The sequence below is a fragment of the Micromonospora sp. BS32 genome (assembly GCF_059089345.1).
Genome location: NZ_JBSSHR010000001.1, coordinates 442,081 through 458,846 on the forward strand (window position 1 = coordinate 442,081; position 16,766 = coordinate 458,846).

Below are 16,766 nucleotides of genomic sequence, written 5' to 3' on the forward strand. Positions count from 1 at the left end.
GGCGACGATGCCTGACAAGTCGTCGAGGGCGGACGCACCAACGGCGGGGCTCCGGCCGCTCGGAGCGGCTCAGCCGAGCGATTCCCCCGTCTCTCCCTGGCGTCCGGGTCTGCCTGCATATCGTGAAGTCGTGACGCCCCAAGGGCCGGGGAACAAGTCTGCGGCCGGAGTTTCTCAGCGTCGAGCCAGGAATGGGCGGCGCGACGGTGGTCGGGTGGGCATCGATCCTGTGCCGACACCGAGATGTGGGGAGAGGAATCGTCGTGAGCGCATCGTCCAGCCGGTATCCGGTCGCGGAGGGCCCGGGCTCCGTCTCGCAGGCGCCGCAGCTTCCCGCAGGGTTCACCGTCCTGGCGATCGGCGGAGCGGCGAGCTTCGGTGAACACGTCGGGGACAATGTGAAGCTCGTCGCGGACGACGTGCAGAGCCTGGTCATTCCCGGCGCCGGCCACTTCGTCGCCGAGGAGGCTCCCGACGAGATGCTGGCGGCGCTGACCGCGTTCCTGGCCCCGTACCGCCACGTGGTGGCGGTGGGCGCCTCCAGGGCCTAGTACGCCAGCTCACTGCGCTCGGGTGGCTCACCGGGGCGGTCATGAGGGCGGCCACCGCGTGATCGGTGCCGACGGGCGGGCGGGTGACCAGCATGGCGGAAGAGCTGCTGCGGAGGCCGGGGGAGCCGAAACAGGCAACCTTCCTGGAGCTGTTCTTCGACCTGGTGTTCGTCCTGGCGATCACCCAGCTCTCTCACGGGCTGATCCGGAACCTCACGTGGAGCGGGGCCTTCCAGACGCTGGTGCTGCTGCTCGCGGTGTGGTGGATCTGGACCAACACGGCGTGGATAACCGACCTGTACGACCCGCGGCGGATGGCGATACAGCTGCTGGTCATCGCCACCATGCTCGGCACCTTCATGATGGCGGTCGCGCTGCCCGACGCGTTCGGCAGCCAGGGCCTCGTGATCGCCGGGCTGTACGTCGCCATCCAGGTCGGCCGTGGCCTCTTTCTGGTCGTCGCCCTGCGCGGCCACGGGGCGCAGCAAAGAACCCTGCGGGTGCTGTTCTGGTTCGGCGTGTCCGCCGTGCCGTGGATCGCGGGGGCGCTCGCGCACGGCACGGCGCGCGGGGTGCTGTGGGCGCTCGCGGTCGCCGTGGACTACCTGGCAGGCGTGCTGCGCTACCCCACGCCGGGGCTGGGTCGCCCACCATCCTCGGAGTGGCCCATCGTGGCCGAGCACCTGGCCGAGCGGTACCGGCAGCTCTTCATCATCGTGCTCGGCGAGTTGATCCTGGTGGCCGGTTCGACCCTGTGGGGCACTGGCTTCGCGCCCGACCGGACCGCGGCTGCCGTGGTGTCCTTCTTCACCACGGTGCTGCTGTGGCGGATCTACATCTACCGCGCGGGGGAGCTGCTGCCCGCGGCCATCGCCGCCGCGCCCGACCCGGACCGCGTCGCCCGGTCGGCCCTGGTCGCCCACCTGCCCATGGTGGCCGGCATCCTCGTCACCGCCGTCGGCGTCGAACTCGTCATCGCCCACCCCTTCGAGCACCCCAGGCTGGCCTGGGCCGTCGTCATCCTCGGTGGGCCCTCGCTCTTCGTGGTCGGCCGGGCCTCCTTCGAGTACCAGGTCTTCCGGCGGGTCTCCCGGGATCGACTGATCGGCCTGCTCGTGCTGGCCGCCCTGACACCCGCGGTACTGCTCGTGCCGTCGTTGCTGGCGGCGCTCGCCGCCACCGCGGTCCTGGGCTGCATCGCCGTCGCCGACGCCGCCCGGGCGAGCGGACGCCCACCCGAGTCGCCGTCACCATTCGGCCGGCGACGGCCGCCGGACGGGTCAGCCGGGTGACGTCCGGCCGGCCCTGCGGAGCCCGAGCAGGGCGACCAGGGCGAGCAGGATGACGGCGACGGAGTATTCGTTGGCGGTCCGGGGCAGACCGCCGGCGTAGACCACGAGGAAGCCGGCAATGACGGTGGGTAGGCCGAAGCCGACGTAGCTGACGACGTAGAGCAGGGAGAGCACGCTGGCACGTTGGTGCGCCTCGACCAGCGGCATGACCGTCTTGAGGCTGCCCTGGAAGCCGCCACCGAAGCCGACGCCGCTGAGCGCGAGGCCGAGGAAGAAGCCGGGGATGAACTCGGTGGTGACCGACACCAAAGTGATGATCATGCCCAGGACGAGGGCGGCGATTCCGATGAGCATCACGGTTCGCGCGGGGGCGTTGCGCAGCAGCAGAACGGTGATGGACCCGACCATGCCGAAGACGAAGAGCAGCAGGCCGGCAGTCACGATCGAAGTGTTCATGAGGGCGCGTACGAGCGCCGGGCCGAGCGCTCCGAAGAAACCGGCCAGTGCCCAGACGGCGAAGACCACCGGAGCGACGACCAGCACCGGCCCGCGCACGGGGCGGGGCAGCTTGATCTCCGGCCGCAGGCTCTGCAGCGCTCCTTTCATCGGCGTGACCGTCTCCGGCATCAGCACGACCCCCAGACCCTGGATCAGCAGGATGACGAGCAGGACGACGAAGACCAGTCGCGTCGGCGCGGGCAGGAACTGGATGAACAGCGCCGAGAGCAGGGCCCCGGTACCGGTGCCGATGCCCGGTGCCATCGAGTTCGCCAGTGTGCCGCGGGGGCGGTTGATGTCGAGCATGGCGGCGCCGACGGCACCGGTGGCGGCGCCGGCCGCGATTCCCTGCACGACGCGGGCGGCCAACAACGTGGGTACGCCGTTGGCGAAGACGAAGATGACCAGCGCGATCACCTGGACGGCGATCGCGACGAGCAGGACCGGCCGTCGCCCGAGATGGTCGGACAGCTTGCCCAACGTGAGCAGGGACGCCAGCACCGCGATGGCGTAGACGGCGAACACCACCGTGGTGGTGATCGGCGAGAAGTGCCAGCGCGCCTGGTAGATCCCGTAGAGGGGGGTCGGGGCCGCCGACGCGGCCACGAACGACACGAGGATCGAGGCGAGCAGGATCAGGGAAGCATTAGGCGAGATCCGCCCCCGTCCGGCAACGGTCATCAGGCGTACTCCTCGGGTGAACCGCCAGCGGTGGCCCGGCGCGATCGACCAGGACCCCCTCCTGCCGGCGGGCTGCAGCGGAGTACCCAACACGCTCCCTCACACGCGGCATGGACCGGGCATCCAGTGGCGGCGGCGTTCCGGGCCCGCACATCTCCGGCCGTGGCTAGGCTGGGCATGCCATGGCGCGGAGCCTCAGCGGCGGCCGAGGAGGTTTCTTCTCGCTGGCCGGCTGGCCTGTGATCAGAGGAATGGGGAATCCTTCATGTCCGCTGCGGCCGCAGTGCGTCCGTTCCGGGCGGCCTCCCGGTCGCTGCGGTGAAGGGCGCAACGATGCGGTTGCCCGCCGTCCGCGTCCAGCGGTGGGTCAACTCCCCGCCGCTGACCCCCGATGCGCTGCACGGCCGGGTGGTCCTGGTCGACATCTGGGAATACACCTGCATCAACTGGATCCGCACCGCGCCCTACGTCAAGGCCTGGCACCGCGACTACGCCGACCTGGGCCTGACCGTCATCGGCGTGCACGCGCCCGAGTTCGAGTTCGGCAAGAGCCCCGAGAACATCGACCGGGCGATCCGCGACCACGGACTCACCTATCCCGTCGCGCTCGACAACGACTTCACGTTCTGGCGGGCCCTCGGCAATGATGCCTGGCCGGCGAAGTACCTCTTCGACGCGGACGGAAGACTCGTCGACCGGTGGGTCGGAGAGGGCAGCTACGAGCGGGTGGAGTCGGAGATCAGACGGCTCCTCGAGGTCAGGGCGCCCGGGACCAGGTTGCCGCCGGTCAGCCCCGAGGCGATGGCCTTCGCCACGACCGGGGAGCCCTCCTACGTCGGCATCACGCTCGAGACGTACCTCGGCGCCGACCGGGGAGTGCCGGGGACGTTCGCCCTGACCGGCGACTGGCGCAGCAGCGGCGAGTACGTCGAGCTCGCCAGCGGCATCGGCGAGCTCGCCCTGCCCTTCAACGCCGGCGAGGTGAACATCGTCGTCGACCCGGGACCCGCCGGGGAGGCCGCAGTCAGGGTGCTGCTCGACGGGACACCGATCGGCGACGAGCGCGGTGCCGGCGTCGACCCGGACGCGATCGCGCAGATCGACCGGGCAGGCATGATCCGGCTCGTCGCCGGCGCATCCCGGGACGACCACGTGCTGACCCTCGTCGCCAGCCAAGCCGGCTTCCGCGCGTACGTCTTCACGTTCGGCCCCTAGCCGCGCGAATCGACGGGGTTGGGGCGCGGGAGGCATACGCGCCGCAGCCCCGGGTAGCTGCCAGCCATGGCGCGGTACACGAAGCCCGAACTCAGGGAGCAGATCAAGGAAGAGATCAAGGCTTCCGACAAGGGCGGCAAGCAGGGGCAGTGGTCGGCCCGCAAGTCGCAGCTGCTCACTCAGGAGTACCAGAAGCGCGGCGGGGGATACCTGGGCGCCAAGGACGAACGGCAGAAGTCCCTGCAGCGGTGGGGCGCCGAGAACTGGCAGACCAAGGAGGGCGACACTCGGGCCCGTCGGGGCGGCACGACGAGTCGTTACCTGCCCGAGCGAGCCTGGGAGCAGCTCTCGGACGACGAGAAGCGCGCGACCGACACCAAGAAGCGGGCCGCGTCCCGATCCGGCAAGCAGCACGTAGCCAACACCGAGCCGGCCAAACGCGCGCGCAAGAAGGCCACGTCGGCCGGACGACTGTCAGAGCTGCCGGTCGCCGAGGCGGCCAAGCTCGTCCGCGGCCTCGACAAGCCGCAACTCAAGGCCGCACTCGCCGACGAGCGCGACGGCAAGGGTCGCAAGACGCTCGTCCAGCGGCTTCAGGCCGAGCTCGACCGGCGCTGACACCAGGTGGCGCCCCCCCAACTTCGGGCCGGCGACAGTAAGATCCACGCACCGCTCCGGCGGAGTCCTTGTTCACCTCCTCCGGAGCCCGCATGTCCGAGCCACCTCACCCGAGTGACGCGCCCGAGCCCAGCAGGGACCGGCGGCGCTGGTTGCTACCGGCCGCCGGGCTCGCCGCAGCCCTCGCGGTGCCGCTCATCACGATCATCGTGACCGGATCCGATGCGGAGCGCGCACCGGCCCGGCCCGCTGTCGCGCCGATCTCGCTACCGGGGACCGCCGGTGCCGTCACCCCGAGCGCGACCCCCGATGCCGCCCGTACGGCAACCCCCACGGCCATCGCCTCCCGCGCGGCGACCCCCGTGGCCACTGCCGCGCGCACGTCCACCCCGACCCGGCGGCCCGCACCGGCCCGGTCGACCACAGCGCCCGCCCCGCGGCCCGCCACGACGGCCACCACCCCCAGGCCGAGCTGCACCCATGCCGGGGTGGTGGACGTGGTCCAGGTCTTCACCGACGGAGTGGTCAAGGTCGCGGCGCGGACCGACGGCGAGTCGAGCAACCAGCTCTGCAGCGACTTCACGCTGCCCGAGTTCGCGGCGCTGGGCAGCTACGGCACGCTGGTGGACCGGGTGGCCCGGAAGGAGCAGCGGTGACCGGCTTCGGCACCATCGCCGTGCACGGCGACGACGGCCTGATCCCCGGTGGGGCGGTGGCGCCGCCGATCGTGCAGAGCGTGACCTTCAGCGCCGAGTCCGACGAGCGGTTCACCGAGATCGCCACCGAGACCCGGGGCAGTGCCTTCTACACCCGGTACGGCAACCCCAACCACGCCCAGGTCGCCGCGGTGGTGGCCGAGTTGGAGGGGGCGGAGACGGGTCTGGTGACCGCCTCCGGGATGGGCGCGATCAGTACCGTCACGCTGGCCCTGCTCTCCGCGGGGGACCACGTGGTGGTGCAGCGCAGCATGTACGGCGGCACCACCTCGCTCAGCACCGGCCTGCTGGCGCGCTTCGGGGTCTCGTGCACCCAGGTCGACCAGACCGACACCGGGGCGTTCGAGCGGGCGATGCGGCCGCGGACCCGCCTGGTGCTGGTGGAGACGCCGAGCAATCCGCTGCTGGAGCTGACCGACCTGACGGCCGTGATGGAGTTGGCCCACGCGGCCGGCGCGCTGGTGGTGGTCGACAACACCTTCGCCACGCCGGTGAACCAGCGTCCGATGAGCGCCGGGGCGGACCTGGTCTGGCACAGCGGCACGAAGTTCCTCGGCGGCCACTCCGACGTGTCGGCGGGGGTGGTCGTCGGCTCCGCCGAGCTGGTCGAGCGGGTGTGGCAGACGGCGATCGTCACGGGCAGCACCCTCGGCCCGGTGGACGCCTGGCTGCTGCTGCGCGGTATCCGTACGCTGCCGCTGCGGGTGGAGCGGCACAACGCCAACGCCCTGGCCCTGGCCCGGGCCCTGGAGGGGCACCCGGCGGTGGCCCGGGTCCGCTACCCGGGGCTGCCGTCGCATCCCCAGCATGCGCTGGCCCGCCGGCAGATGACCGGCTTCGGTGGGGTGCTCAGCGTCGACCTGACGGCGGGCCGGGCGGGGGCCGCCGCGCTGCTGGCCGGGCTGGGGCTGGCCAAGCGGGCGGCCAGCCTGGGCAGTGTCAGCACGCTCGTGGTGCACCCCCGGTCGATGTGGGCGGGGATCGTGGACGCCGAGCAGTTGGCCGCCACCGGTATCTCCGACGGGCTGGTCCGCGTCTCCACCGGCATCGAGGACACCGCCGACCTGGTGGACGACTTCCTGGCGGCATTGGACGACGCGACCGACCCGGGCCAGCCGGACCGCCCGGCAACCGCCTGAAGCCGGGAACCGAGGGGGTGACAGCGACCGGGCGGCGTGCCACCATACCGACCAGTCGGTAGCCAATCGGAAGGGGCCCGCGATGCCGGGGACGACCGCGACGCGCACCGCACACCGCACGTGTCCACTCTGCGAGGCGACCTGCGGCCTGACCCTGACCATCACCGACGGGCAGGTGACGCACGCCCGCGGCGACCGCGAGCACGTCTTCAGCCACGGCTTCGTCTGCCCGAAGGGGGCCGCGTTCCCGCAGCTTCTCGCCGACCCGGACCGTTTGCGCCGGCCGCTGCTGCGGGTCGACGGCGCGCTGCGCGAGGTCGGCTGGGACGAGGCGTTCGCCGCCGTCGAGGCCGGGCTGGCCGCCGCCCGGGAGGGTGGTCGGGACGCGGTCGCGGCCTACCTCGGCAACCCGAACGTGCACACCATGGCCGGCGGACTCTACGTGGGACCCCTCGTCCGGGCCCTCGGCACCCGCAACGTCTTCTCCGCCAGCACCGTCGACCAGATGCCCAAGCACGTCTCCTCCGGCTACCTGTACGGCGACCCGAACGCCATCCCCGTGCCCGACCTCGACCGCACCGACCTGCTCGTGCTGCTCGGCGCCAACCCCTGGGAGTCCAACGGCAGTCTCTGCACCGCGCCCGACTTCCCCGGCCGGCTGCGCGCGCTGCAGGCGCGCGGTGGCCGGTTCCTGGTCGTCGACCCGCGGCGCACCCGCACGGCCGCCGCCGCCGACGAGCACCTGCCCATCCGGCCCGGCACCGACGCGCTGCTGCTCTTCGCCGTCGTGCACACCCTCTTCGACGAGGGACTGGTCCGCCTCGGCGCGCTGGCCGAACACGTCACCGGGCTCGACGACGTCCGGGAGTTGGCCGGGGCGTTCGCCCCGGAGCGGGTGGCCGACCGGTGCGCGGTACCCGCCCCGCGCATCCGCCGGCTCGCCCGCGAGCTGGCCGCCGCCCCGACGGCCGCCGTGTACGGGCGCATCGGCACCTGCACGGTCGCGTTCGGCACATTGACGAGCTGGCTGGTCGACGTGGTCAACGTGCTCACCGGCAACCTCGACCGGCCGGGCGGGGCGATGTTCCCCCTCGCCGCCCACCAGCGCGTTCGTGCCGCCGGCCCCGGCAAGGGGTTCCGCACCGGGCGCTGGGCCAGCCGGGTGCGGGGGCTGCCGGAGGTCAAGGGTGAGCTGCCGGTCGCCACGCTGGCCGACGAGATCTCCACGCCGGGGGAGGGGCAGGTCCGCGCACTGATCACCATTGCCGGAAACCCCGTGCTGTCCACCGCGAACAGCGAGCGGTTGGACCATGCGCTCGCCTCGCTCGACTTCATGGTCAGCGTCGACCCGTACCTCAACGAGACGACCCGGCACGCCGACGTGGTGCTGCCACCACCCGACCCCGCCCACAGCGGGCACTACGACTTCGCGTTCCTCACCCTGGCGGTGCGCAACGTGGCGAGCTACTCGCCGCCCGTGCTGCCGCCGGAGCCCGAGGGCTTGGACGAGTGCGAGATCCTCGCCCGGCTCACGCTGATCGCCGCCGGGCAGGGCGTCGGCGCCGACCCGGCGCTGCTGCACGAGCAACTGCTCGGCCAGGTGCTCGCCGAGGCGGCCGACGGACTGGACCGGCCGGTGGCCGAGCTGCGGGCGCTGATCGCCGGAGACCGGCCGGCCGAACGCCTGCTGGACGCGCGGCTGCGCCTCGGCGCGTACGGCGATCTTTTCGGACAGCGACCGGACGGGCTGACCCTGACCCGGCTGCTCGACCATCCGCACGGCGTCGACCTGGGGCCGCTGCGGCCGCGCCTGCCGGAGGTGCTGCGCACGCCGAGCGCGACGGTCGAGCTGTGCCCGCCGCCGATCGCCGCCGACGTGGCCCGGCTGCGCGAGGCCCGGGACGCGCCACCGGAGGGCTTCGTCCTCGTCGGCCGCCGGCATCTGCGGTCGAACAACAGCTGGATGCACAACGTGCCGGCGCTGGTGAAGGGCCGGGACCGCTGCACGCTGCAGGTGCATCCCGAGGACGCGGCGAAGCTCGGGCTGGCCGCCGGGGACCTCGCGCGCGTCTCCTCGCGGGTCGGGTCGGTGGACGTCGCCGTGGAGCTGACCGCCGACACCATGCCGGGCGTGGTCAGCCTGCCGCACGGGTGGGGTCACGACGTGGCGGGAACCCGCCAGTCGGTGGCGCGCGCACACGCCGGCGTCAACAGCAACGTGCTCACCGACGAGAGGGCGATCGACCCGCTCTCCGGCAACGTCGTGCTCAACGGCATCCCGGTGCGCGTCGCGCCTGCCTGACCGTCGACCGCGGACCGCCGTCACCGGCCACCCCGGGGACCGGTGGCAGCGTCGTCGACGCCCGCGACCGCGCGCCCCGGTCCTCGGCCCGCCCCGACGATCGGCTCCGGCTGACCCTGCTGGCGGCGCAGGTCGGCCGCACCGAGACCTGGTCGCCCGAGGCGGACGGGAGCCTGCTGGCCGCACTCCTTCCCGGCCACCGCCCTCCGCCGGCCGCTGACGTACCGGCGAACCGGGGAACATCAGGCCGGCTGCTGCTGATCGCCTGTCTGGCGGACGCCGCGCAGGTCCGGGTGGGAGCCCTCGTCGACGTGGCGCTGGCCGGTGCCAGCAGGCGGGCGTCCCGACCCCTTGCCCGGTCGGTGCCACAGTCGCGCGTCGGAACCTGTCGCCGCTCACGCTCCTCGGGCGAACAGGGCCAGGCGTACCCGGTTGGGGCTGTTGGTCTTGGTCATCAGGCTGGTGATGTGGGTCTTCACCGTGGTCACGCCGATGTGGAGCCGGTCGGCGATCTCCGCGTTGGACAGTCCGTCGGCGACCAGGTTCAGCACGTCCTGTTCGCGCGCGGTCAACCCTTGAGTCGGCTCCGGCGCCTCGGCACGGGCGTGCACCGCGCGCTGGACCAGGCGCTGCAGCACCTCCTGGCTGAACGGGCTGTCGCCCGCGGCGGCCCGGCGGACACCCTCCAGCAGGTCGGCCGGCGGCGCGTCCTTGAGCAGGAATCCGCAGGCGCCGGCGGTCAGGGCGGGATACAGGTGGTCGTCGTCGCCGAACGTGGTCAGCACCAGGACGCGGGTGGCGGGGCGGTCGGCGAGGATCCGGCTGGTCGCGGTGATCCCGTCGACGCCGGGCATGCGCAGGTCCATGACGACGACGTCCGGGACCAGCCGGGCGGCGAGGGAGATCGCATCGCGGCCGTTGTCGGCCTCGCCGACGACCTCGATGTCGGGCTGGGCGCCGCAGAGCATGCGCAGGCCGGCGCGGATGAGGTGCTGGTCGTCGACCAGCAGGACGCGGATCATGCCAACTCCGGCGCGGGCGGCCCCGCCGACGCCTCGCGCTCGCGGGGAGCCGGCGGGGCCGGCATGACGGCGGGGGAGAGGGGAGGAATTGTCGGCGCGGAGACCGCGGCCGGGAGGACGGTGCGGACCCGCCAACCCGTGCCGGCCGGACCTGCCTCCAGCCGACCGCCGAGGACCTCCGCGCGCTCGCGCATGCCGGTGATGCCGTGGCCGCCGCCGGACGGCACCACCGCCGGCACCGAGCCGCGCCCGTCGTCCGAGACCTCCCAGTGGACGGCCCCCTCGGCGACGGACACCGACAGGCGCGCCCGCGCGGACGTGCCGGCATGCTTGGCCACGTTGGTCAGCGCCTCCTGGGTCAGTCGCAACACCGCCAGCCCCCGAACCGCATCGAGCGAACCGACCGCCCGGTCGATGTCCGCCTCCACCGTGACACCGGCCTGGCGGGCTCGATCGACGGCCGCGCCGAGTGCCGACGGCAGCGCCGACGGCTCGATCGCGGTCAGCGCCGCGTCACCGCGTACCCCGTCGGGGTTGCGCAGGACCGCGACCAGCCGGCGCAGCTCCGCGAGGGCCGCGGACCCGGTGCCGTGCACGTCGTCGAAGACCTCGTTCACTCGCGGATCCAGGTCGGTGAGCACGTGCCGGGCCACGCCGACCCGCAGCACCATCGACGCCACATGATGCGCGACCACGTCGTGCAGCTCGCGGGCGATGGCGCTGCGTTCGTCGGCGCGCGCGGCGCGGCCCTCCGACTCGCGCCGGCGCTGCTCCTCCGCCGCCCGCTCCTCGGCCTGCCGGCCGAGTTCCCGGGTGGTCCGGATGACCAGGCCCAGCAGCAGCGGCAGGCCGACCTCCACCGTCAGCCCGAAGACGCCGGAGAGGAACCGGCGGAACGGGTCACCGATGGAATCGGTCAGGCCGACCGCTGCCAGCAGCCCGGCGGCCAGCCAGATGGTCCGCGGCCGGTTCGCCCACATGGCGAGTTCGAGCAACGCCCAGCTGGCCCCCACCTGGTTGATCATCGTGTCGTCGATGACCTGGAACGCGAGCGTCAGCAGCGCGGCCTGCGCCAGCAGGTTGACCAGCGGCCGGCGGTGGAGCACCAGCGCGACGGCGAACGCGACCACCGCGAGGAGCCACTGTGTGGCCGTCGGTGAGCGGCCCGCATGGGTGCCGAAGACCAGGTAGCCGATGCCGCTGAGGTCGAGCAGCAGCATCCGCGCGAGCGTGTCACGCCCGTCGAACAGCCGTCCCACCCACCCCACCGGTTCAGCCTAGGGGTTGGGGCTCGAGGACAGTAGCGACCGCCGGCCGGACCCACCTGGCCCGGACCCCGAGGTAGGCGGCCAGGCCGAGAGGTCCGAGCAGGATCGTCAGCACCAGCACCGGAGCCATGACCAGCGCCGGCACCCCCCGTTCCCGGCTGTCGAGCCACGCCCACCGACCGGCGAACAGATCGAACGCGACCAGGTGCGCCCAGGCCGCCGCCGCGCCGTCCGTGCTGCCGAGCAGGTCGCGCACGCCGCCCAGGGTCGGCGACAGCACGGCCGGCAGCACGTCGTCGAACGCCGGGATCACCAGCATCGCGTAGATCACCAGGACCGGTGCCACGATCAGCGGCGAGGAGATGATCCGCGCGGTCCACGGCCAGCGCGGCAGCAGTAGCATCAGCGCCCAGAACGGCGCGGCCACCGCGAACGTCAGGCTGAACAGCGCCCCGGTCATGCGGCCAGCGCCAGTTCCGGGCGGCGTCGGCGGGCCAGGACCACCCCGGCGGCGGTCCCGGTCGCGACCACCAGGGCCGCCACGGCGGCCAGCGTGAGGGCGTCCGGACGCAGCAGCGGCTGCCCACGCAGGGCCTGCCAGGTCAACAGCATCGTGAGTACGCCGTACGCCCCGCCCGCGACGACCAGCAGCCGCACCCGGCTGCGCTCGTCCAGCCGCGTCCCGAGGAACCGGCTCAGCAGGATCGCCAGGATCGGCAGCGCCTGCAGGGCGTGCAGCCCCACGAAATGCCCGATCCGCAGATCCCCGCCGGTGGTGCTCCAGCCGACCAGCGGCAGCCCGGGCCCGCCGTCCGGTACGCCCACGCTGTGCGCCCCGGCGATCCCCTCGATCCCCGGATCCTGGCCGGGCAGCACCATCGGCACCGCGGCCAGCATGCCCAGCAGGGTCAGGCCGAGCCCCAGCCCGACCGCGTACCCGGCGACCCGGTCCACGACCGGCTGACGCAGCACCACGATCCCGATCACCAGGTGCGCGACGAAGAGCACCATGATCGAGGCACCCATCACCTGCCACAGTGCGGCGTTCAGCGGGGTGCTCTCGTTGTAGTGGCTGGTCTGGCCGCGCAGCACCTGCCCGACGATCACCACCATCTCGGCCAGCGACATCGCGACGATGACCGTGCCCGCCCACCCCGCGACCCGGCTGCGTCGCGGCAGCAGGGAGAGCATCCAGGCCAGGGTCGTGCCGTACAGCACGAAGGACACCGAGAACTTGAACGGCTTGAGCCAGATCGGCGCGCCGGTGAGGACGCGTGGGTCGGCGAAGATGCCGACCGCCGAGACGACGGCGAGGACCGCCATCGCCGAGACGAAGACCATCAGTGGGCGGTGCCAGTGTGCCGCCCGGTGCAGTGCGGTAGTCATACCTGTTGATGCTGGTGAGCCGAACCCCGGATCGCGCCCGACCGCAGGCCCCGGCTGCGGCCGGCGGTCGGACCCTCGTCTCCTACCAGGGGAGGAGGCCGAGCGCGTCGGGGACAATGGGTATGTGCACATCGAGCCGGTCGACTGCGCGCCCGAGCAGGCGTTCCCGCGGGCGCTGCTGCGGCAGCGCTGGGAGGATCTGACCTTCCTGCACTGGGCGGTCGCGCCGGAGCTCGTCGCGCCGCTGCTGCCACCCGGCACCCGCCCGGACACCCTCGACGGGCTCAGCTACGTCGGCCTGATCGGCTTCCGCATGGTCGGGCTGGGTCTGGGCCACGGGCCCGGGGTGCCGTACCTCGGCAGCTTCGCAGAGACCAACGTCCGGCTCTACTCGGTCGACGACACCGGTCGCCGGGCGGTGGTGTTCCGCTCGCTCGACGCGTCCCGGTTGGTCCCGGTGCTGGTGGCCCGGGCGACCCTGCGACTGCCGTACCTGTGGTCGGCGATGCGGCTGGACCGGGACGGTGACCGCTACACCTACCGGTGCCGGCGCCGCTGGCCCGGCCCGGCCGGTACGACGAGCCGGATGGTGGTCCGGGTGGGTGCGCCGAGCGCCGACCCGACCCCGCTGGAGCACTTCGTCACCGCCCGCTGGGGGCTGCACACCCGGGCGTACGGGCGCACGCGGCACCTGCCGAACTGGCATCCGCGCTGGCCGCTGCACCGGGCCGAGCTGCTGCACCTGGACGACGAGCTGGTCGCCGCCGCCGGGCTGCCGGCGCCGACCGGGCCGCCGGCCAGCGTCCTGTATTCCCCCGGCGTTCCGGTCCGGTTCGGCCCACCGGTCAGCCTGCGCTGAGCGGCCGGCACAGACCACCTGAGTGGCCTGGCCCCGGCGGTGGGTGCGGCGGGACGCGGTGTGTCACAGGTCCGTGGTGGGCTCTGAAGCATGGAGACGACCCGATTCCTCGACTGCCTCGCGGCCGACTTCGCCCGGCTGCGCGCCGTGGCGCCCACCGACCTCACCGCGGCCGTGCCGAGCTGCCCCGGTTGGCGCGTCGCCGACCTGACCCGGCACGTCGGCCTGGTGTACCTGCACAAGACCACGGCCATGCGCGACGGTGCCGAGCCCGAGTCCTGGCCGCCGGCGGAACTCGCGGACGAGGAGCCGCTCGCGCTGCTCGACCGGGCGTACGCGCAGTTGCGCGCCGAGTTCGCGGCCCGTAGGCCGGAGGACGCGGTCGGCTGCTGGTACGGGCCGGACCAGACCGTCGGTTTCCTCATCCGCCGGATGGCGCAGGAGACCGTCATCCACCGCATCGACGCCGAGCTCGGCGTCGGCGTGCCGGTGGCGCCCGTCCCGGACGACCTCGCCGTCGACGGCATCGACGAGCTGCTCAGGGTGTTCGTGGAGTACTCGGTGGGGGAGTGGCCCGACTACTTCACCGGGATTCTGGCCGGCTCGCCCGGCCGGTCGTACACCGTGCGGACCGACGGCGCCGCCTGGCGGGTGCGGACCGGCCCGGGCCTGTTCCGGGTGGACAGCGGCGCAGAGGACGCCGCCGACGTGACGGTCTCCGGCCCGCCGACGGCGATGCTGCGCTGGCTGTGGGGCCGGGCCGGTGAGCGGAGCGGGGTGACGGTCGAGGGCCCGCCCGAGGCGGTCGAGGAGTTGCGGCGCTGCCTGGTGACCGCGACGCAGTGAGGCGGGCGCGCCACGGAATCCACGCCGGCCGGGGGGAGGGCGGGGAACCTCGGGTGGCCGACGGGCATTCCCGAGGATCCCGTGACCTAGCTGACTTTGGTTTCCCTAAGTCAGGCGGGTAGCGTCACCCGTATGACCGAATTCCTGGACCAGCGAGACGATTGGCTCACGACCAACTGCTCGATCGCCCGCGCGCTCGAGGTGGTCGGAAACCGGTCCACCCTCCTGCTGCTCCGGGAGGCTTCGTTCGGCACCCGGCGCTTCGACGACTTCGCCCGGCGGGTCGGCGTCAGCGAGCCGGTCGCCGCCGCCCGACTGAAGCGCCTCGTCGCCGACGGGCTGCTCGAACTCCGGCCCTACCGCCAACCCGGGCAGCGGACCCGGGACGAGTACGTGCTGACCGCCAAGGGTCAGGAGCTGCTGCCCGTGCTGGTCGCGCTGCGGCAGTGGGGCGACAGCTGGGCCGCCGACGAGGCCGGTCCGTCCGTGCGGGTCGAGCACCACGACTGCGGCGCGGTCGTGCACGCCCGACTGCGCTGCGAGGCCGGTCACGACGTGGCGCCCGGCGAGATCGACGTACGCCCCGGGCCGGGGCTGCTTCGTCCCTGACCGGCCACCCCAAGACAGCCCTTCACCTCTCAGGAGCAGGACATGAAGATCTCAGGACGTACCGCGCTGGTCACCGGCGCCAACCGTGGCTTCGGCCGGCACCTCGCCGGCGAGCTGGTGGCCCGCGGCGCCACCGTCTACGCCGCCGCCCGCAACCCGGACAGCGTCGACCTGCCGGGCGTCACCCCGCTCCGGCTCGACATCACCGACCCCGCCTCCGTGGCCGCCGCCGCCGAGGTGGCCCGCGACGTCACCCTCCTGATCAACAACGCCGGCTCGGGCACCGGCGCGGATCTGCTCGACGCCGACATCGCGACGATCCGGCTGGAGATGGAGACCCACTACTTCGGCACGTTGTCGGTGGTGCGCGCCTTCACCCCGACCATCGCGGCCAACGGCGGCGGCACCATCCTGAACATCCTGTCCGCCCTCTCCTGGATCAGCTTCCCGCAGGTCGGGGCGTACGGCGCCGCCAAGGCCGCCGAGTGGTCCCTGACCAACGCGCTGCGCGCGCAGCTCGCCGACCGCAACATCCGGGTGGCCGGCCTGCACGTCGGCTACATGGACACCGACATGACCGCCAACGTCTCCGCGCCGAAGTCCGACCCGGCGGAGATCGCCAGGATCGCCGTCGACGGGATCGAGGCGGACCTGTTCGAGATCGTCGCCGACGACACCAGCCGGCAGGTGCGGGCCGGCCTGTCGGGCGGTGTCGCCGCCCTCTACCCGCAGCTGTCCTGACCCGGTACGCCCCTCGGCCGGCGGCGGATCCGTTCCGCCGCCGGTCGGCGGGGCCACAATGGGAGGCATGAGGCAGGGGTTCGCCCACCAGGCGGTGGTCCAGATGGCACCGGACGCCGACCTCGGCGCCCCCGGGGCGGCCATCACCACCGTCCTGTGCGGCCACTGGGAACACGAGTCGCCCTGCCCGATCGCGTCCCACCACACCAGCGCGGAGCGGATCGGCGACGACGTGCGCCTGCGCATCCTCTTCGCGACCGAACCACACCTCGAGGTGAGCGTCCGGCAGGACATCGACCGGGCGTTGGGGCGCGGCGAGCTGCTCGGCCCCGACGGCCGGACGACCCGGTGGCGGCTGCGGCTGAGCGGGTCGAGCGAGCCGGCGGGCCGGGAGTTGGCCCACCTCGCCCGCCTGACCCGCGGATAGTCGGTGCCTCAGTCGTCGTCGGCGTCGTCCGGCTCGGGCAGCGTGGGATGGTCGGTCGGGTAGAGGCCGGCGGCGAAGCCGTACACCGTGTCGCCGGAGCGCGGCAGCTCGCTGAACTCCCGGATCAGCGCCTCGACGCGCTGCCAGAACCGCGCCGCCGCCTCGGCGGGGATCCGGGCGTGGCGGATCGTCGTGTAGAGCCGGTCCGCCTCGTGGGCCGGGACCGATTCGGCCGCGGCCACCGACAGGCCGTTGACGCACACCGGTGTCGTGGTGTCGCCCGGGCGCCGGACGACGCCCACATGGATGGTGCGGCCCGTACGTCCGTAGAAGCGCTCGTCGATGGCGCGGACCCGGCGGGTCCGCACGACGCGGAGCATCTGCGCCTGGACCAGCACGCTCACGTGGTGGGCGACGGTGCTCTTCGGACGGCCCAGGGCGGCGGCCAGCTCGGCCACGGTGGCGGCCCGTTCCAGCACCAGGTCGAGGATCGTGGCCCGCAGCGGGTCGGCGATGGCGCGCAGCTGCTGGGGCGTCGACACCTCGACCGTGTCGGGAAGGTCGTAGTCGGGGATCTGCCTATTGCTCGACATTGT

General features: G+C 73.0%; 19 protein-coding genes. 12 read left to right on the forward strand and 7 right to left on the reverse strand.

The window, feature by feature from the left end:
* The first annotated feature begins 263 nt into the window (after positions 1 to 263).
* Positions 264 to 551 carry an alpha/beta fold hydrolase gene (locus AC5RWQ_RS02125; protein WP_494281028.1) on the forward strand — a complete coding sequence of 96 codons (288 nt, stop codon included), beginning with the start codon at positions 264 to 266 and terminating at the stop codon, positions 549 to 551.
* A gap of 92 nt (positions 552 to 643) precedes the next feature.
* Positions 644 to 1,843, forward strand: coding sequence for a low temperature requirement protein A (locus AC5RWQ_RS02130; protein ID WP_494281029.1), 1,200 nt, complete (start codon positions 644 to 646; stop codon positions 1,841 to 1,843).
* Here AC5RWQ_RS02130 and AC5RWQ_RS02135 read toward each other — a convergent pair.
* Positions 1,832 to 3,022, reverse strand: a complete 1,191-nt coding sequence (locus AC5RWQ_RS02135; RefSeq protein WP_494281030.1) for an MFS transporter — start codon at positions 3,020 to 3,022, stop codon at positions 1,832 to 1,834. The two genes, AC5RWQ_RS02130 and AC5RWQ_RS02135, sit on opposite strands and share 12 nt — an antisense overlap.
* Before the next feature lie 333 nt (positions 3,023 to 3,355).
* Here AC5RWQ_RS02135 and AC5RWQ_RS02140 point away from each other — a divergent pair, with 333 nt between their 5' ends.
* On the forward strand, positions 3,356 to 4,237 hold the full coding sequence (locus tag AC5RWQ_RS02140; RefSeq protein ID WP_494281031.1) for a redoxin family protein: 882 nt from the start codon (positions 3,356 to 3,358) through the stop codon (positions 4,235 to 4,237).
* Positions 4,238 to 4,303: 66 nt separating this feature from the next.
* Positions 4,304 to 4,855, forward strand: a complete 552-nt coding sequence (locus AC5RWQ_RS02145; RefSeq protein ID WP_494281032.1) for a DUF5872 domain-containing protein — start codon at positions 4,304 to 4,306, stop codon at positions 4,853 to 4,855.
* A gap of 106 nt (positions 4,856 to 4,961) precedes the next feature.
* Here AC5RWQ_RS02145 and AC5RWQ_RS02150 read toward each other — a convergent pair whose 3' ends face one another.
* On the reverse strand, positions 4,962 to 5,369 hold the full coding sequence (locus tag AC5RWQ_RS02150; RefSeq protein WP_494281033.1) for a hypothetical protein: 408 nt from the start codon (positions 5,367 to 5,369) through the stop codon (positions 4,962 to 4,964).
* On the opposite strand from AC5RWQ_RS02150, the gene AC5RWQ_RS02155 reads away from it, so the two are divergent.
* The 3 genes from AC5RWQ_RS02155 to AC5RWQ_RS02165 all read left to right on the forward strand — a co-directional run bounded on the left by AC5RWQ_RS02155 (position 5,353) and on the right by AC5RWQ_RS02165 (position 9,012).
* On the forward strand, positions 5,353 to 5,511 hold the full coding sequence (locus AC5RWQ_RS02155) for a hypothetical protein (protein WP_494281034.1): 159 nt from the start codon (positions 5,353 to 5,355) through the stop codon (positions 5,509 to 5,511). The two genes, AC5RWQ_RS02150 and AC5RWQ_RS02155, sit on opposite strands and share 17 nt — an antisense overlap.
* Positions 5,508 to 6,710: a trans-sulfuration enzyme family protein gene (locus tag AC5RWQ_RS02160; protein ID WP_494281035.1), complete on the forward strand. Its 1,203-nt coding sequence runs from the start codon at positions 5,508 to 5,510 to the stop codon at positions 6,708 to 6,710. The genes AC5RWQ_RS02155 and AC5RWQ_RS02160 overlap by 4 nt, the downstream gene beginning before the upstream one ends.
* 82 nt (positions 6,711 to 6,792) lie before the next feature.
* Positions 6,793 to 9,012 carry a molybdopterin oxidoreductase family protein gene (locus tag AC5RWQ_RS02165; RefSeq protein ID WP_494281036.1) on the forward strand — a complete coding sequence of 740 codons (2,220 nt, stop codon included), beginning with the start codon at positions 6,793 to 6,795 and terminating at the stop codon, positions 9,010 to 9,012.
* 395 nt (positions 9,013 to 9,407) lie between these two features.
* Here the strand turns inward: AC5RWQ_RS02165 and AC5RWQ_RS02170 are convergent, their stop codons facing one another.
* From AC5RWQ_RS02170 to AC5RWQ_RS02185, 4 genes are read right to left on the reverse strand one after another with little or no spacing between them, the layout of a single operon-like run.
* Positions 9,408 to 10,034, reverse strand: coding sequence for a response regulator (locus AC5RWQ_RS02170; RefSeq protein WP_494281037.1), 627 nt, complete (start codon positions 10,032 to 10,034; stop codon positions 9,408 to 9,410).
* Positions 10,031 to 11,302 (reverse strand): sensor histidine kinase, encoded by a 1,272-nt coding sequence (locus tag AC5RWQ_RS02175; protein ID WP_494281038.1) that lies wholly within the window; start codon positions 11,300 to 11,302, stop codon positions 10,031 to 10,033. The genes AC5RWQ_RS02170 and AC5RWQ_RS02175 overlap by 4 nt, the downstream gene beginning before the upstream one ends.
* Positions 11,303 to 11,306: 4 nt before the next feature.
* Positions 11,307 to 11,762, reverse strand: coding sequence for an ABA4-like family protein (locus AC5RWQ_RS02180; RefSeq protein ID WP_494281039.1), 456 nt, complete (start codon positions 11,760 to 11,762; stop codon positions 11,307 to 11,309).
* Positions 11,759 to 12,688 carry a hypothetical protein gene (locus AC5RWQ_RS02185; protein WP_494281040.1) on the reverse strand — a complete coding sequence of 310 codons (930 nt, stop codon included), beginning with the start codon at positions 12,686 to 12,688 and terminating at the stop codon, positions 11,759 to 11,761. The genes AC5RWQ_RS02180 and AC5RWQ_RS02185 overlap by 4 nt, the downstream gene beginning before the upstream one ends.
* Positions 12,689 to 12,812: 124 nt before the next feature.
* Between AC5RWQ_RS02185 and AC5RWQ_RS02190 the strand changes: the two genes are divergently transcribed.
* From AC5RWQ_RS02190 to AC5RWQ_RS02210, 5 genes are all read left to right on the forward strand, one after another.
* The gene (locus AC5RWQ_RS02190) at positions 12,813 to 13,547 is read left to right on the forward strand and encodes a YqjF family protein (RefSeq protein WP_494281041.1); all 735 of its coding nucleotides are present in this window, start codon (positions 12,813 to 12,815) and stop codon (positions 13,545 to 13,547) included.
* Between the two features lie 90 nt (positions 13,548 to 13,637).
* Complete coding sequence (locus AC5RWQ_RS02195) at positions 13,638 to 14,393, forward strand: maleylpyruvate isomerase family mycothiol-dependent enzyme (protein WP_494281042.1); 756 nt, start codon at positions 13,638 to 13,640, stop codon at positions 14,391 to 14,393.
* Positions 14,394 to 14,525: 132 nt separating this feature from the next.
* Positions 14,526 to 15,002 (forward strand): winged helix-turn-helix transcriptional regulator, encoded by a 477-nt coding sequence (locus AC5RWQ_RS02200; RefSeq protein ID WP_494281043.1) that lies wholly within the window; start codon positions 14,526 to 14,528, stop codon positions 15,000 to 15,002.
* A gap of 42 nt (positions 15,003 to 15,044) precedes the next feature.
* Positions 15,045 to 15,743: an SDR family oxidoreductase gene (locus tag AC5RWQ_RS02205; RefSeq protein WP_494281044.1), complete on the forward strand. Its 699-nt coding sequence runs from the start codon at positions 15,045 to 15,047 to the stop codon at positions 15,741 to 15,743.
* A gap of 67 nt (positions 15,744 to 15,810) precedes the next feature.
* Positions 15,811 to 16,170 carry a hypothetical protein gene (locus tag AC5RWQ_RS02210; RefSeq protein ID WP_494281045.1) on the forward strand — a complete coding sequence of 120 codons (360 nt, stop codon included), beginning with the start codon at positions 15,811 to 15,813 and terminating at the stop codon, positions 16,168 to 16,170.
* A gap of 8 nt (positions 16,171 to 16,178) precedes the next feature.
* Here AC5RWQ_RS02210 and AC5RWQ_RS02215 read toward each other — a convergent pair whose 3' ends face one another.
* Complete coding sequence (locus AC5RWQ_RS02215) at positions 16,179 to 16,763, reverse strand: helix-turn-helix domain-containing protein (RefSeq protein WP_494281046.1); 585 nt, start codon at positions 16,761 to 16,763, stop codon at positions 16,179 to 16,181.
* Positions 16,764 to 16,766: the final 3 nt, after the last annotated feature.

What these genes read in the sequence shown, in the direction of transcription:
- AC5RWQ_RS02145 (WP_494281032.1), top strand. Translation starts at nt 4,304, where the DNA reads ATGGCGCGGTACACGAAGCCCGAACTCAGGGAGCAGATCAAGGAAGAG.
- AC5RWQ_RS02210 (WP_494281045.1), top strand. Translation starts at nt 15,811, where the DNA reads ATGAGGCAGGGGTTCGCCCACCAGGCGGTGGTCCAGATGGCACCGGAC.
- AC5RWQ_RS02135 (WP_494281030.1), bottom strand. Translation starts at nt 3,022, where the DNA reads ATGACCGTTGCCGGACGGGGGCGGATCTCGCCTAATGCTTCCCTGATC.
- AC5RWQ_RS02165 (WP_494281036.1), top strand. Translation starts at nt 6,793, where the DNA reads ATGCCGGGGACGACCGCGACGCGCACCGCACACCGCACGTGTCCACTC.
- AC5RWQ_RS02170 (WP_494281037.1), bottom strand. Translation starts at nt 10,034, where the DNA reads ATGATCCGCGTCCTGCTGGTCGACGACCAGCACCTCATCCGCGCCGGC.
- AC5RWQ_RS02215 (WP_494281046.1), bottom strand. Translation starts at nt 16,763, where the DNA reads ATGTCGAGCAATAGGCAGATCCCCGACTACGACCTTCCCGACACGGTC.
- AC5RWQ_RS02205 (WP_494281044.1), top strand. Translation starts at nt 15,045, where the DNA reads ATGAAGATCTCAGGACGTACCGCGCTGGTCACCGGCGCCAACCGTGGC.
- AC5RWQ_RS02185 (WP_494281040.1), bottom strand. Translation starts at nt 12,688, where the DNA reads ATGACTACCGCACTGCACCGGGCGGCACACTGGCACCGCCCACTGATG.
- AC5RWQ_RS02140 (WP_494281031.1), top strand. Translation starts at nt 3,356, where the DNA reads ATGCGGTTGCCCGCCGTCCGCGTCCAGCGGTGGGTCAACTCCCCGCCG.
- AC5RWQ_RS02180 (WP_494281039.1), bottom strand. Translation starts at nt 11,762, where the DNA reads ATGACCGGGGCGCTGTTCAGCCTGACGTTCGCGGTGGCCGCGCCGTTC.
- AC5RWQ_RS02200 (WP_494281043.1), top strand. Translation starts at nt 14,526, where the DNA reads ATGACCGAATTCCTGGACCAGCGAGACGATTGGCTCACGACCAACTGC.
- AC5RWQ_RS02195 (WP_494281042.1), top strand. Translation starts at nt 13,638, where the DNA reads ATGGAGACGACCCGATTCCTCGACTGCCTCGCGGCCGACTTCGCCCGG.
- AC5RWQ_RS02130 (WP_494281029.1), top strand. Translation starts at nt 644, where the DNA reads ATGGCGGAAGAGCTGCTGCGGAGGCCGGGGGAGCCGAAACAGGCAACC.